The sequence below is a fragment of the Caballeronia sp. RCC_10 genome, assembly GCF_041360715.1.
Taxonomy (GTDB): Bacteria; Pseudomonadota; Gammaproteobacteria; order Burkholderiales; family Burkholderiaceae; genus Caballeronia; species Caballeronia grimmiae.
Genome location: NZ_JBFUPT010000025.1, coordinates 1 through 13,394 on the forward strand (window position 1 = coordinate 1; position 13,394 = coordinate 13,394).

The following is a 13,394-nucleotide window of genomic DNA, read 5'->3' on the forward strand; positions in this document are numbered from 1 at the left end:
GAACATTTCCGCTAAGACCGTCTTGCTTCGTCTTGCGTCGCTGCATCAGCAGCAGAGAAACGAGATTATGAACATCGCTTCGAAGTCTGTCAACAAGTTTTTGAACCGCTTTACTTGCTGACTGCGCTTGAGAGAATGTATTACCGCCCATCTCCAGCACCCCTCCGAACCGCTTACTCCTGCTTCCTTCGCGTTCAGTGAATCGCGAAGGAACGGAATTCTAGTTAGCCCGAACGCAATATGCAAGGGTTTTCTATCGGTGTTTGAAAACCGGCTTTCGCTTCTCCACAAACGCCGTCATGCCTTCTTTCTGATCTTCCGTTCCGAACAGCGAATGGAATAGACGCCGCTCAAAATGGACGCCTTCCGCCAGCGTCGTTTCGTATGCGCGATTGACTGCCTCTTTCGCCATCATGACTGCGGGCAGCGAGAAGCCGGCGATGATCGTCCCCGCCTCCACCGCCTCGTCGAGCAAACGATCGGCGGCAACGATACGCGACACCAGTCCGGCGCGCTCTGCTTCTGCCGCATCCATCATGCGGGCGGTCAGACACATGTCCATCGCCTTCGCCTTCGATACCGCGCGAGGCAAGCGTTGCGTGCCGCCCGCGCCCGGAATCACGCCGAGTTTGATTTCCGGCTGTCCGAACTTCGCGGTGTCGGCGGCAATGACGATGTCGCACATCATTGCCAGCTCGCAGCCGCCGCCAAGCGCGAAACCCGCCACCGCTGCGATGACCGGCTTGCGGATCGAGCGGATGGTCTCCCAGTTGCGCGTGATGTAGTCGTTCTTGTAGACGTCCATATAGGAGTAGCCGGCCATCATGCCGATGTCCGCGCCCGCAGCGAATGCCTTCTCACTGCCGGTCAGCACGATCGCGCCGATATTCTCGTCAGCGTCGAAGGCTTTCAGCGCCGATCCGAGCTCATCCATCAGCGCGTCGTTGAGCGCGTTCAGCGCCTTCGGGCGATTCAGCGTGATCAGTCCGACTCGTCCGCGTGTGTCTACCAGCACGTTCTCGTAAGTCATTCGCTTCTCCTGGCGATCCTCTGGTAAGTCCTAATGAAGGACCTTCTTGTACATCATCTCGATAATGCTACCATCACCAACCAACCGGTCGGTTAATTAATCGACCAGCCGCTCATCAATCCCTCTTCCGACCATGACACATTTCCTGTTCACGAAGCATGAAGCAATGCTAGACAAAGCGCTCTCCGCCATCGAAACGCGAGGCTACTGGAGCCCGTTTGCCGAAATGCCGAGTCCCAAAGTGTACGGGGAAACGGCCAGCGAGGACGGCGAAGCGGCATTCAAGGCGCATCTGGGCAAGACCTTCGATCTCGATCAACCATCGACGGGCGAAACAGTTGGCGCGGAGCGGTCGCCGTTCGCGGTTGCGCTCGACATCAAGTATCCGAAGGCCGATCCCGACACCCTCATCCAAGCGTCGCTTCAGGCTCAGAAGCAGTGGCGCGCCGCCGGTCCGCAAGCATGGGTGGGGGTCAGCCTCGAGATTCTTTCACGGCTGAATCGCGCCAGCTTCGAGATCGGCTACAGCGTGATGCACACGACCGGCCAGGCGTTCATGATGGCCTTTCAAGCTGGCGGTCCGCACGCGCAAGACCGCGCGCTGGAGGCAGTCGTCTACGCGTGGGACCAACTGCGCCGCATTCCGGCCGAAGCGCATTGGGAAAAGCCGCAAGGCAAGAACCCGCCGCTCGCGATGCAGAAGCGCTATAGCATCGTCCCGCGCGGCGCCGGTCTCGTGCTGGGCTGCTGCACGTTCCCGACGTGGAACGGTTATCCCGGCCTTTTCGCCGACCTCGCCACGGGCAACACCGTCATCGTAAAGCCGCATCCCGGCGCGATCTTGCCGCTGGCGATCACCGTACGCATCGCTCGCGACGTCCTGCGCGAAGCCGGCTTCGATCCGAACGTCGTCACGCTGCTCGCCACCGAGCCGAATGACGGCCCGCTCGTCCAGCAACTCGCCGTGCGTCCCGAAATCAAGCTCATCGATTTCACCGGCAGCACGCAGAACGGCACCTGGCTCGAGCGCAACGCGCACCAGGCGCAGGTCTTCACAGAGAAAGCGGGCGTGAATCAGATCGTCATCGATTCCGTCGACGACCTGAAAGCCGCCGCGCGCAACATCGCGTTCTCGCTCGCGCTGTACTCCGGCCAGATGTGTACCGCGCCGCAAAACATCTATGTGCCACGCGACGGCATCCGCACTGCCGACGCGCAACTCAGCTTCGACGAAGTCGCGAAGGCACTCGCCGGCGCCGTAGAAAAGCTGACTTCCGATGCCGCGCGCGCCGTCGAACTGACCGGCGCGATCCAGAATCAAGGCATCGTGGCGCGAATCGCTGAAGCACGCGCGCTCGGAGACGTGCTGCTCGATAGCCGGACGCTCACGCATCCCGCCTTCCCGGAAGCGCAAGTTCACACGCCACTGCTGCTCAAGCTCGACGCACGCGATCACGAAACCACGTTCACGAGAGAATGGTTCGGACCTATAGCGTTCGTGATTGCCACCGATTCCACCACGCAATCGCTCGACCTCGCCGGCTCCATCGCGCAGGAGCACGGCGCGCTCACACTGTCGGTCTACAGCACGGACGACGCCGTGATCGACGCTGCCCATGAAGCCGCGATACGCGGTGGCGTCGCGCTCTCGATCAATCTGACGGGCGGCGTCTTCGTCAATCAATCCGCAGCGTTCTCCGACTTCCACGGCACCGGCGCAAACCCGGCCGCAAATGCCGCTCTCGCCGATGCCGCCTTCGTCGCAAACCGCTTCCGGGTCGTTCAGAGTCGAGTGCATGTTGCGCCCAAGGCAGCGCCTGCGGAAGCCGGCCAAACGGCATAAGCAAAACGACGGAAAGGCGAAGTCGTGCAATCGGCTTATGCCTTTCGGCCGAATGGAAAGCATCGGGCCGCGCGCCTAGTATCCGCATGTGACGAACTCAAACGCGACCCGTGTCAGAGGAGATGCCATGTCCGAGCAGTCCGTTCTGTTTCAAATCGATAGCGATACGCGCGTCGCGACTATCACGCTGAATCGTCCTGACAAGCTGAACAGCTTTACACGCGAGATGCACGGCCAATTGAGCCAGGCGCTCGACCGGGCCGAGGCGGAGAACGCGCGCGCGATCGTCCTGACCGGCGCGGGGCGCGCGTTTTGCGCCGGGCAGGACCTTGCCGATCTCGAATTCACGCCGGGTTCGATGTCCGACCTCGGCGAACTGATCGACGCTCACTTCAATCCGCTCGTGCGCCGCCTTCAAGCGATGCCGCTGCCTGTCATCGCTGCGGTCAACGGCACGGCTGCAGGCGCGGGCGCGAACCTGGCGATGGCCTGCGATCTCGTCCTCGCGGCACGTTCGGCGAGCTTCATCCAGGCGTTCGTGAAGATCGGCCTCGTGCCGGATTCGGGCGGAACGTGGCTCTTGCCGCGCCGCGTCGGTGAAGCGCGTGCGCTGGGGCTTGCGCTGACCGGCGAAAAGCTCGGCGCGGAGAAGGCCGAAGCGTGGGGCATCGTGTGGCGCGTCGTGGACGATGCGGAACTGCAGCGCGCCGCCGCGCAACTGGCCGCACAACTCGCCCAGCAGCCCGCGCGCGCAATTGCCGCGATCAAGCAGGCCATGCGTGCGAGCGCGACCAACTCATTCGACGCGCAACTCGACCTCGAACGCGACGTGCAGCGCGAACTCGGCGCATCGCCCGACTACATCGAAGGCGTCGCCGCATTCAAGGAAAAGCGCGCCCCGCGCTTCGAAGGCCTTTGAATCCATCAGGGAGACTTGCGTGACGCCTCAACAACTCGCCGAAGCCACGGCAAAAGCCATGTATGAAGCGGATGCCTGCTCGCGCGCGCTGGGCATCGAGCTAGTCGAAGTGCGGCCCGGCTATGCGCGGCTTCAGATGAACGTGCGCCCGGACTTTCTCAATGGCCACGCAATTTGCCACGGCGGCCTGATGTTTACGCTTGCGGATTCGGCATTCGCTTTCGCGTGCAACTCCTATAACGTCAGCACGGTGGCGGCGGGATGTTCGATCGAATTCCTGCGCCCCGTGCACGGCGGCGATCGCCTGACCGCTGAGGCGGTGGAGCAGACATTGAGCGGGCGCACCGGCATCTACGATATCCGCGTCACGAATCGCGAAGGCGAAGCCGTCGCGATGTTTCGCGGCAAGTCGGCCCAGATCAAGGGCACCGTGATTCCCACTTGACCGAACCGATCGATCAGCCGGCCGCGGCAACGACCGCGCCGCATAGCGAGCATGAAGGAGACATCGATGACTACACCGTTGCCGCTCGAAGCGATCGAGAAGGCGAGCCGCGACGAACTCGTCGCGCTTCAGTTGCAGCGTCTGAAATGGACGCTCAGACACGCCTATGACAATTCGCCTGTGTATCGCCGCAAGTTCGATGAAGCGGGCGTGCATCCCGACGACGTGCAATCGCTTGCGGACCTCGCGCGCTTTCCCTTCACGACGAAAAAGGACCTGCGCGACAACTATCCGTTCGGCATGTTCGCCGTGCCGCAAGAGCGCGTCGCGCGCATCCACGCTTCGTCCGGCACGACGGGCAAGCCTACCGTCGTCGGCTATACGGCGAAGGACATCGACACCTGGGCGGATCTCGTCGCCCGTTCGATTCGCGCGGCGGGCGCGCGTCGCGGCGACAAGGTGCACGTGAGCTACGGCTACGGCCTTTTCACCGGCGGGCTCGGTGCGCACTATGGCGCCGAGCGCGCGGGGCTGACCGTGATTCCTTTCGGCGGCGGTCAGACCGAGAAGCAAGTTCAACTGATTCAGGACTTCCGGCCCGACATCATCATGGTGACGCCGAGCTATATGCTCTCCATCGCTGACGAGCTGGAGCGGCAAGGCATCGAGCCGGCGAGCTGTTCGCTGCGCATCGGCATCTTCGGCGCGGAGCCGTGGACGAACGACATGCGCCATGCAATCGAGCAGCGCATGGGCATCGATGCCGTCGACATCTACGGTCTATCCGAAGTGATGGGGCCGGGCGTGGCGTCCGAGTGCGCCGAAACGAAGGACGGCCCGACGATCTGGGAGGATCACTTCTATCCCGAGATCATCGATCCCGACACCGGCGAAGTGCTGCCGGACGGCGAATTCGGCGAGCTGGTGTTCACGTCGCTCACGAAGGAAGCGCTGCCGGTCATCCGCTATCGCACGCGAGATCTCACGCGACTCCTGCCGGGCACCGCGCGGACGATGCGCCGCATGGAAAAGATCACCGGCCGCTCGGACGACATGATGATCGTGCGCGGGGTCAACGTCTTCCCGACGCAGATCGAGGAACTCTTGCTGAAGCGGCCGGTGCTCGCGCCGCATTATCAGATCGTGCTGACGAAGGACGGCCCGCTCGACGTATTCACACTCAATTGCGAGCCATGTCCCGAATCGGCGCCCGACGTCGCGGCGCTGGACAGCGCAAGGACTGCGCTTGCCTACGACATCAAGGCGCTGATCGGCGTGAGCGCCGTGGTGAACGTGCTGCCGGTGAACGGTATCGAACGTTCTGTCGGCAAAGCACGGCGCGTGGTGGACAAGCGCGGCCAGAAGCCTTAAGCCACACGATCACGAGTTAGGCATCAGCAGCCACATCCGGCCGCCCTGCTTCATGCGTCCCGCGAGGTCGCCGGCATCGTCGCCGAGGCCCCAGAAATAATCGGCGCGCACGCCGCCCTTGATCGCAGAGCCGGTATCCTGAGCGAACACCAGCCGGTTCATCGGCTGGTTGCTGAGCGGACGCGTCGTCTGAAGGAACACGGGCGTGCCGAGCGGAATCGCGGAAGGATCGACCGCGATCGAACGTTCGGGCGTCAGCGGCACGCCGAGCGCGCCGACGGGACCGTCGCCAAGACTCGTCGTCAGCGCCGTGGCGGCAGGCATCTCGCGGAAAAACACGAAGCGCGGATTGACGTCGAGCAGCGCATCGACGCGCGCCGGGTTGGCCTTCGCCCACGCCTTGATGCCTTGCATCGTCGCTTGCGCGGGCGTCAGTTCGCCGCGATCGAGCAACTCCTTGCCGATCGACCGATACGGCTGATTGTTGGTCCCGCCGAAACCCACACGCATCACGCTGCCGTCTTCCATGACGACGCGCCCCGAGCCCTGCACCTGCAGGAAGAAAGCTTCGATTGGATCGTCGACCCAGACCAGTTCGTTGCCGTTCAGCACGCCGGAGCGTTCGAGCTGGGCGCGCGCAGGCAACGCGGCGCCGGGCTTATAACGATACGGCCATCGGTACAACGCATACTGATACGCACCGCGCCTCATGCGCGAACCGCGCAGCAGCGGTTCGTAGTAGCCGGTCACGAGGCCGTCGAGCGTGCCGTCAGTATTGGCTAGCTGGAACGGCGTGAAATACGTCTCGAAGAAACTGCGCGCCTCCGACATGTCCAGGTCGTCCAGCCGCTGGGCCGCCGCGCACGCCTTCTGCCAGTTCGCCTGACGCGCGAGCCGGCTGCAGTTCTGACGCAGCGCGGCGGTTGCGCCAATCAGCGAATCGTCGTTCCAGCCGGGAACCTGCTGCCAACTCACCGCCGTAAGCCGCGATGACGCGCGCTGCCCGGTCGTGATCGGCGTGCCGCCGGCCGTGCTCGGCCCCGGCTTCACATAACCGCCGCCGCCGCCGCCGCACGAGGCGAGCAGGACAGCCGCTGCCATCGACGCGGCCCAGGCCGCTCCACGTGCCGCGCTTCGCACGATACTGCGCATACAATGCTCGTTCTTGATGGGAACCGCCATGTCTGATCTGTTCGACGAATATCCAATGCTGATTTTTGCGCTCGAGGCGCTCGTGGCGCTCGGCTTGCTGATTTTCATCGTCGCGTGGACGGCATCGGGCAAGAAGAAACACCAGAACCGCGCGAACGACGCGGCCAAGCGCCGTTAAGCTCCGCTGCCCGCTGCCCGCTGCCCGCTGCCATCGTTCCTTCAATGCAGCGTGCGCGGCATATGCAGCGCGAATTCGGCGATCGGCGCCTCGAAGCGCTCGCCGTCCTCCGCGACGCAGAAGTATTCGCCGCGCATCGTGCCGACCGGCGTGCCGATCACCGCCCAACTCGTATATTCGAATCGCTCGCCGGGCGGCAGGAGCGGCTGCTGACCGACTACGCCAAGCCCCTTCACTTCCTGCACGTGGTTGTCGCTGTCGGTGATGATCCAGTGACGCGCGATGAGCTGAGCCGCGACCTCGCCGGTATTGCGGATCGTCAGCGTGTAGGCAAAGGCGTATTGGCGGCTGTCCGGATCGGACTGTTCGGGCAGATATCGCGTCTCGACGGACACGCTGAATTCGTACTGGCTCATCATCGTTCCAAGTTCAATTCGTCGCTTCGCTGCCGGTAGACAGCGAGCGGGTGTGCCGCTATTGGTCACGCATTCTGCTTGATGCAGCCCGTGCCCGCAACACGGAATCCGGAGCGCTGGGTGCATCGGACAGCGTTCATCTGGCCATTCGGCTGACTTACGCCGGGAAAATCGCGAGTTAGAATCACGGCTTCGGACCCGGGGCCGCACGCTGGCCGGCCTTCGCGCCTGCTGGCCCGCGAGCCATCAGGCTTTCATGCATTCTGGCCTCACATCAGATACGCTCATGGCGCAATTTCACATCGCTCCCAGCATCCTTTCCGCCGATTTTTCCCGGCTCGGCGAGGAAGTCCGCAACGTCGTCGCCGCCGGAGCCGACTGGATCCACTTCGACGTGATGGACAACCATTACGTGCCGAACCTCACCATCGGCCCGATGGTGTGCGAGGCCATCCGTCCGCACGTGGACGTGCCCATCGACGTGCATCTGATGGTGCGGCCCGTCGATCGCATCGTGCCCGATTTCGCGAAAGCGGGCGCCAATGTAATCAGCTTTCATCCGGAGGGTTCGGAACACATCGACCGTACGCTGTCGCTGATCCGCGATCACGGCTGCAAGGCGGGCCTCGTGTTCAACCCGGCGACGCCGCTGAATTATCTCGATCACGTGATGGACCGGCTCGATCTCATCCTGATCATGTCGGTCAATCCGGGTTTCGGCGGGCAGTCGTTCATCCCCGAGGCGCTCCACAAACTGCGCGAAGCACGTGCGCGCATCGACGCTTACCGCGAACGTACGGGCCGCCACATCCATCTGGAAATCGACGGCGGCGTGAAAGTGGACAACATCGCGGAAATCGCGGCGGCCGGCGCGGACACATTCGTCGCGGGCTCGGCCATCTTCGGCAAGCCTGACTATAAGCAGGTGATCGACGCGATGCGTGTGGAACTGGCGAACTCGGGAGCGCAGCAATGAGCGATAGCGCGGCGGCGTTGCCCGCCTTTTCGAACCGGCCGATTCGCGCGGCCATCATCGACCTGGACGGCACCATGGTCGATACCGCCGACGACTTCGTCGCCGCCCTCAACGGCATGCTCGCGCGCATCGGCGTCGAACCGCCCGTCACCCGCGATGAAGTCGTGGGTTACATCGGCAAAGGCTCGGAAAACCTGATCCGCAGCGTGCTGGCCGCCCGTCTGCCGCACCCGCAAGCCACCGCGCAATTCGACGACGCCCTCGCCACCTATCAAAGCGAATACGCCAAGATCAACGGCAAGCATTCGACGCTCTTCCCCGAAGTCAAGGAAGGCCTCGAAGCGATGCGCGAACTCGGCATCGCGCTCGCGTGCGTGACTAACAAGCCACATCGGTTCGCGGTGGAACTGCTGTCGCACTTTGGCGTGGCGCAGTATTTCAAGGTCGTTCTCGGCGGCGATTCCGTCGCGCTGAAGAAGCCCGATCCGCTGCCGATGCTCACCGCTTGCGAACGCCTGGACGTTCTGCCGCGCGAAACCGTCGCGGTCGGCGATTCGGAGAACGATGCGCTCGCGGGCCGCGCAGCCGGCATGGCGACGCTTACCGTGCCCTATGGCTATAACCACGGGAAAGCAGTGCAATCGGTGAAATCCGATGGTATAGTTTCCACGCTGCGCACCGCAGCCATGGCGATCGCCGCGACACTGGCGCCGCCCGACACCACTCTGACTGAATAGTCCATCTTTCATGTTTCTCAACAGAAAACGGAGTCTGAGCAGCATCGACCGGGGAGCCTGGCCCTGGCGTCGCTGGTCGCGCTAACCTCACCCGAGGTACGCTGAAGCCATGTCGCGTCTTACTGCACTCGCTTCAGCATCCGTTTTTTGTTTCGCTGCGCATTCCCGCGCCGTTTCCGTTGATTCGTCCATCGAGCCGTTTCCTGGCATGCGTTGGCATGCGTCACATCCGACGCAGGCCGCGCGCTGCCGCGAAAGGTCCGATCGTCGTCTGAACCGCATCCGCGCGGCTCGGACGCATATGCCGACAACGCGAGAAACAAGCCTACCGCAGCGCCCCAGTTCTTCCCGACGCCGCATCCCCATATGAAGGCGCGCGTCGATCAAGGATCGCAACATGACCGAACTCGAATTCCAATCGCTGGCGAATGAAGGCTACAACCGCATTCCGCTGATCGCCGAAGCGCTCGCCGACCTCGAAACCCCGTTGTCGCTCTACTTGAAGCTGGCGCAGCCGGAACGCAACGGCGCGAACTCGTTCCTGCTCGAATCGGTGGTGGGCGGCGAGCGCTTCGGACGTTATTCGTTCATCGGCCTGCCGGCGCGCACGATGGTGCGCGTGCAGAACGGCGTGTCCGAAGTCGTCACCGACGGCGCCGTGACGGAAACCGACGAAGGCGATCCCCTCGCGTTCATCGAGCGCTTTCAGAAGCGCTTCAAAGTGGCGCTGCGTCCGGGCTTGCCGCGTTTCTGCGGCGGTCTGGCCGGCTACTTCGGCTATGACGCGGTGCGCTACATCGAGAAGAAGCTGGCGAACACGGCGCCGCGCGACGATCTTGGCCTGCCCGACATCCAGTTGCTGCTGACGGAGGAAGTCGCGGTCATCGACAACCTCGCGGGCAAGCTCTATCTCATCGTCTACGCCGATCCGACGAAGCCCGAAGCCTACGCAAAGGCGAAACATCGCCTGCGCGAACTGCGCAGCCGGCTGCGCGCGACGGTGCAGCCGCCGGTGACATCCGCGAGCGTGCGCACGGAAACCTATCGCGAGTTCGCGAAAGAGGATTATCTGAACGCGGTGCGGCGCGCGAAGGAATACATCGCGGCGGGCGAACTGATGCAGGTGCAGGTCGGCCAGCGTCTCATCAAGCCGTTCCGCGACAATCCGCTCTCGCTGTATCGCGCGCTGCGGTCGCTGAATCCGTCACCGTACATGTACTACTACAACTTCGGCGGCGATGTGCACGTGGTCGGCGCGTCGCCCGAAATTCTCGTGCGTCAGGAAAAGCGCGCCGAGGACCGCATCGTGACGATACGCCCGCTCGCCGGCACCCGCCCGCGCGGCAACACGCCCGAGCGCGACGCCGAACTCGCCACTGAATTGCTGAACGATCCGAAGGAAGTCGCCGAACACGTCATGCTGATCGACCTCGCGCGCAACGACGTGGGCCGCATCGCGGAAACGGGTTCGGTCGCCGTGACGGACAAGATGATCATCGAGAAATATTCGCACGTTCAGCACATCGTGAGTTCGGTCGAAGGGAAGCTGAAGCCCGGCGTGAGCAACTTCGACGTGCTGCGCGCGACCTTCCCTGCCGGCACGCTGTCCGGCGCGCCGAAGGTGCGCGCGATGGAACTGATCGACGAGCTCGAGCCCGTCAAGCGCGGACTGTATGGTGGCGCGGTCGGGTATCTGTCGTTCAGCGGCGAGATGGATCTCGCCATTGCGATCCGCACCGGCCTCATCAACAAGGGCAATCTGTATGTGCAGGCGGCTGCGGGCGTCGTCGCCGATTCGGTCCCCGAGTCCGAATGGCAAGAGACGGAAAACAAGGCGCGCGCCGTGTTGCGCGCCGCCGAGCAAGTGCAAGACGGCCTCGACAGCGACTTCTGAGGAGACAAGACCATGCTGCTGATGATCGACAACTACGACTCGTTCACCTATAACCTGGTCCAGTACTTCGGCGAACTCGGCGAGGATGTGCGCACCTATCGCAACGACGAAATCACGCTCGACGACATCGCTAAGCACGAACCCGATCGCATTTGCCTGTCGCCGGGGCCGAGCAATCCGCAGCACGCGGGCATCACGCTCGACGTCCTGCGCGAATTCTCCGGAAAGCTGCCGATTCTCGGCGTGTGCCTCGGCCATCAGGCGATCGGCGAGGCATTCGGCGGGCGCGTCGTGCGCGCGCAAACCATCATGCACGGCAAGGTGAGCCAGATCGAAACCGACTGCAAGGGCGTGTTCTCCGATCTTCCCAAACACTTCAACGTGACGCGCTATCACTCGCTCGCGATCGAACGCGAGTCTTTGCCCGACTGTCTGGAAGTGTCAGCGTGGACGCCGGACGGCGAGATCATGGGTGTTCGTCACAAGGAACTGGAAGTGGAAGGCGTACAGTTCCATCCCGAATCGATTCTCTCGGAGCACGGTCACGCCCTGCTCGAAAACTTCGTGAAGAACACCACCGCAGGCAAGGGCGCAAAACGATGACCATCACTGCACAGGAAGCGCTGCAACGCACGATCGAACATCGCGAGATCTTTCACGACGAAATGCTGCATCTGATGCGCACGATCATGCGCGGCGAGATGTCGCCCGTGATGGCTGCCGCGATCATCACCGGCTTGCGCGTGAAGAAGGAAACCATCGGCGAAATCGCGGCGGCGGCGACCGTCATGCGCGAGTTCGCGAATCATGTCGAAGTCGACGACAACTCCAATTTCGTCGATATCGTCGGCACCGGCGGCGACGGCTCGCATACCTTCAACATCAGCACCGCGTCGATGTTCGTCACGGCTGCAGCTGGCGCGAAGGTCGCGAAGCACGGCAATCGCGGGGTATCGAGCAAGTCGGGCAGCGCGGACGTGCTCGAAGCGCTCGGCGTCAATATCGATCTGACGCCCGAACAGGTGGCGGCATCGATTCACGAAACGGGCATGGGCTTCATGTTCGCGCCGAATCATCATCCCGCGATGAAGAACATCGCGCCCGTGCGGCGCGAACTCGGCGTGCGCACCATCTTCAACATTCTCGGGCCGCTGACGAATCCTGCCGGCGCGCCGAATCAGCTCCAGGGCGTGTTCCATGAGGACCTCGTCGGCATCCAGGTTCGCGTGATGCAGCGGCTCGGCGCGAAACACGTGCTCGTCGTGTACGGCAAGGACGGCATGGACGAAGTGTCGCTCGGCGCGGCGACGAAGGTCGGCGAGCTGAAGCACGGGGAAGTGACCGAGTACGAGATTCACCCCGAGGACTTCGGCCTGCAGATGGTGTCGAACCGCACGCTGAAAGTGCAGGACGCGCAGGAATCGAAGGCGATGCTCCTCGGCGCGCTGAACAACAAGGCGGGCGTCGCACGCGAGATCGTCACGATGAACGCGGGCGCGGCGCTGTATGCGGCCAATGTCGTCGATTCGATCGCCGACGGCATGGCCGCCGCGCGCGAGGCGATTACGAGCGGCGCGGCGCGCGAGAAAGTCGAGACGCTCGTGAAGTTCACGCAGCAGTTCAAAAGTTAAACGGAAGCTGACATGAGTGACATTCTGGATCGCATCATCGGGGTCAAGCGCGAGGAAATCCGCGCCGCCGAACAAAGCGCGCCGCTCGAAGAGTTGAAGCTCGAAGCGAGCGCACGCGACTTGCGCGATTTCGTCGGCGCGTTGCGCGCGAAGCATGCGGCGAATCAGGCCGCGGTCATTGCCGAAGTGAAGAAGGCGAGTCCGTCGAAGGGTGTGTTGCGCGAGCATTTCGTGCCGGCCGATATCGCCCGTTCGTATGAGCAAGGCGGCGCCGCGTGTCTGTCCGTGCTCACCGACGTGCAGTTCTTCAAGGGCAGCGTCGCGTATCTCGAGGAAGCGCGCGCCGCGTGCAGCCTGCCGGTGCTGCGCAAGGACTTCATCATCGATCCGTATCAGGTCATCGAAGCGCGCGCGATGGGCGCAGACTGCATTTTGCTGATCGCCGCCGCGCTCGAGCTTTCGCAGATGCAGGACCTGGAAGCCTACGCGCACTCGCTCGGCCTCGCGGTGCTGGTCGAAGTGCACGACGCCGACGAGTTGCGCAACGCGCTCACGCTCAAGACGCCGCTCATCGGCATCAACAACCGCAATCTGCGCACGTTCCAGACAACCATCGACACGACCATCGGCATGCTCGAATCGGTGCCGGACGATCGTATCGTCGTGACGGAATCGGGCATCCTGTCGCGCGCCGATGTCGAGCGGCTGCGCGCGATGCGCGTGCATACCTTCCTCGTCGGCGAAGCGTTCATGCGCGCCGACGATCCGGGCGCGGAACTCGCCCGCATGTTCTTCTAACGGG

General features: G+C 63.1%; 13 protein-coding genes. 10 read left to right on the forward strand and 3 right to left on the reverse strand.

Going from position 1 to position 13,394, the window contains the following annotated elements; genetic code table 11:
* Positions 1-253: 253 nt before the first annotated feature.
* Entirely contained in the window at positions 254-1,030 is a 777-nt protein-coding gene (locus AB6804_RS26615; protein WP_370888988.1) for an enoyl-CoA hydratase, read from the reverse strand.
* 133 nt (positions 1,031-1,163) lie between these two features.
* Here AB6804_RS26615 and paaN point away from each other — a divergent pair, with 133 nt between their 5' ends.
* The 4 genes from paaN to paaK all read left to right on the forward strand — a co-directional run bounded on the left by paaN (position 1,164) and on the right by paaK (position 5,608).
* Positions 1,164-2,873 carry a phenylacetic acid degradation protein PaaN gene (gene paaN / locus AB6804_RS26620; RefSeq protein WP_370888989.1) on the forward strand — a complete coding sequence of 570 codons (1,710 nt, stop codon included), beginning with the start codon at positions 1,164-1,166 and terminating at the stop codon, positions 2,871-2,873.
* Between the two features lie 127 nt (positions 2,874-3,000).
* Positions 3,001-3,792, forward strand: a complete 792-nt coding sequence (paaG, locus tag AB6804_RS26625) for a 2-(1,2-epoxy-1,2-dihydrophenyl)acetyl-CoA isomerase PaaG (protein ID WP_370888990.1) — start codon at positions 3,001-3,003, stop codon at positions 3,790-3,792.
* 58 nt (positions 3,793-3,850) lie between these two features.
* Positions 3,851-4,237 carry a hydroxyphenylacetyl-CoA thioesterase PaaI gene (paaI, locus tag AB6804_RS26630; RefSeq protein ID WP_229754127.1) on the forward strand — a complete coding sequence of 129 codons (387 nt, stop codon included), beginning with the start codon at positions 3,851-3,853 and terminating at the stop codon, positions 4,235-4,237.
* 66 nt (positions 4,238-4,303) lie between these two features.
* Entirely contained in the window at positions 4,304-5,608 is a 1,305-nt protein-coding gene (gene paaK, locus AB6804_RS26635; RefSeq protein ID WP_370888991.1) for a phenylacetate--CoA ligase PaaK, read from the forward strand.
* 9 nt (positions 5,609-5,617) lie between these two features.
* Here the strand turns inward: paaK and AB6804_RS26640 are convergent, their stop codons facing one another.
* Positions 5,618-6,868 (reverse strand): murein transglycosylase A, encoded by a 1,251-nt coding sequence (locus AB6804_RS26640; RefSeq protein WP_370888992.1) that lies wholly within the window; start codon positions 6,866-6,868, stop codon positions 5,618-5,620.
* Between the two features lie 111 nt (positions 6,869-6,979).
* The gene (gene apaG / locus AB6804_RS26645; RefSeq protein WP_370889025.1) at positions 6,980-7,354 is read right to left on the reverse strand and encodes a Co2+/Mg2+ efflux protein ApaG; all 375 of its coding nucleotides are present in this window, start codon (positions 7,352-7,354) and stop codon (positions 6,980-6,982) included.
* A 286-nt stretch (positions 7,355-7,640) separates the two neighbouring features.
* On the opposite strand from apaG, the gene rpe reads away from it, so the two are divergent.
* From rpe to trpC, 6 genes are all read left to right on the forward strand, one after another.
* Positions 7,641-8,330 carry a ribulose-phosphate 3-epimerase gene (rpe, locus tag AB6804_RS26650; protein ID WP_370888993.1) on the forward strand — a complete coding sequence of 230 codons (690 nt, stop codon included), beginning with the start codon at positions 7,641-7,643 and terminating at the stop codon, positions 8,328-8,330.
* Entirely contained in the window at positions 8,327-9,067 is a 741-nt protein-coding gene (gene gph / locus AB6804_RS26655) for a phosphoglycolate phosphatase (RefSeq protein ID WP_370888994.1), read from the forward strand. The genes rpe and gph overlap by 4 nt, the downstream gene beginning before the upstream one ends.
* A 397-nt stretch (positions 9,068-9,464) precedes the next feature.
* The gene (trpE, locus tag AB6804_RS26660) at positions 9,465-10,961 is read left to right on the forward strand and encodes an anthranilate synthase component I (RefSeq protein ID WP_370888995.1); all 1,497 of its coding nucleotides are present in this window, start codon (positions 9,465-9,467) and stop codon (positions 10,959-10,961) included.
* A gap of 12 nt (positions 10,962-10,973) precedes the next feature.
* Positions 10,974-11,564 carry an aminodeoxychorismate/anthranilate synthase component II gene (locus tag AB6804_RS26665; protein WP_370888996.1) on the forward strand — a complete coding sequence of 197 codons (591 nt, stop codon included), beginning with the start codon at positions 10,974-10,976 and terminating at the stop codon, positions 11,562-11,564.
* Entirely contained in the window at positions 11,561-12,592 is a 1,032-nt protein-coding gene (gene trpD / locus AB6804_RS26670; RefSeq protein WP_370888997.1) for an anthranilate phosphoribosyltransferase, read from the forward strand. Before AB6804_RS26665 ends, trpD begins: the two co-directional genes overlap by 4 nt.
* 12 nt (positions 12,593-12,604) lie before the next feature.
* A complete protein-coding gene (trpC, locus tag AB6804_RS26675) occupies positions 12,605-13,390 on the forward strand; it encodes an indole-3-glycerol phosphate synthase TrpC (RefSeq protein ID WP_244793947.1) in 786 nt (261 codons plus the stop codon).
* Positions 13,391-13,394: the final 4 nt, after the last annotated feature.